The organism is Methylobacterium sp. SD274, from assembly GCF_017355285.1.
GTDB lineage: Bacteria > Pseudomonadota > Alphaproteobacteria > Rhizobiales > Beijerinckiaceae > Methylobacterium.
Genome location: NZ_JADIJP010000076.1, coordinates 1 through 1202, shown reverse-complemented (window position 1 = coordinate 1202; position 1202 = coordinate 1). Strand labels below are relative to the sequence as shown.

The window sequence follows — 1202 nt, the reverse complement described above, 5'->3', positions numbered from 1 at the left end:
AACGTATGGCCCGCCCCGTCCGCAAGTGGCTGATGATCCGCTGGTCTGAGCAGTCTGCATAAACGTATCCGGCCTTTCGGCGGTGCCGTTGGCCAAGATGGAGATCCGCGCGTTCTGGTCCTCATAAAGGGGTCGGCGTCGAGCGCCATTTTTCGCCGGAGGCTTCCAGAACACCGATCGACTGTCAGGCCATCTTCCTCTCACCGCTCGCAGACATCGGAAGGCCGACGAAAGCTTCGCCGACCAAGCTCGGTTCAGGCAGCCACCGCCGCCGGCTCGTAGACGCGTTCGTGCCGCAGCAGCGCCCAGACGGTCCGGGCCATCTTGGCTGCCAGCGCCACGACGGCAGTGTTGGCGTGCGCCCGCGCCAGCAGGCCTCGTAGCCACTGGCCGATCAGCGTCTCGCTCTTGCGGAGGGTCGGCATCGCGGCCCGTGCGCCCTGGATCAGCATTTTGCGCAGGTACTTGCTGCCGCGCTTGGTGATCCCGAGGAGGCGTGGTCGTCCGCCGGTGGTGACCTGACGCGGGACGAGGCCGAGCCAGGCCGCCAGATCACGTCCGCGAGCGAAAGTGCCGACATCGCCGATCGCCGCGACCAGCGCTGTGGCATTGAGTGCGCCGATGCCCGGGATGGTGGTGAGCCGGCGAGCGCTCTCGTCGGTCCGAGCCTGTTCGGCGAACTCTGCATCGAGTGCTGCGATGCGCCCATCGAGGGACTGCCAGCGTTCCCGGACATCCGCCATCAGGCTACGCATCCGTGGTGTGAGGTCTGAGACCGCCTCGGTATCGAGCAGACTTTCCAAGCTGGCGGCGAGCTTGGCGCGTCCCTGTGGGACGATGTGACCGCGCTCCAGAAGGACGGCTCGGATCTGGTTCATCAGGGCGGTGCGTTCGCCGACGAGCTGGTCCCGCACCCGGTGCAGGGTCTGCATGTCGAGCTGCGCTTCCGACTTCAGTGTGACGAACCGCATGGTCGGACGAGTCGCAGCCTCCGCGATCGCTTCGGCGTCGCGGTCGTCGTTCTTCTGTGCCTTGACGTAGGGCCGCACATATTCCGGCGACATCAACCGGATGGTGTGGCCTTGAGCGGCGAGCGCCCGGCCCATGTGATGCGCGCCACAGCACGCCTCCATCGCGATGATGCAGGCTGGAAGCGTCGCACCGAAGGTCATCACCGTCTCGCGCCGCATCCGCCGTCGCAG

Annotated in this window: 1 protein-coding gene; it reads right to left on the bottom strand. The window is 66.5% G+C overall.

Annotation, left to right across the window (positions count from 1 at the left end; genetic code table 11):
- Nucleotides 1-254 precede the first annotated feature (254 nt).
- Nucleotides 255-1202, bottom strand: a 948-nt coding sequence (locus tag IPV08_RS24300; protein ID WP_207414420.1) for an IS110 family transposase, incomplete at its 5' end; no start/stop codon positions are given.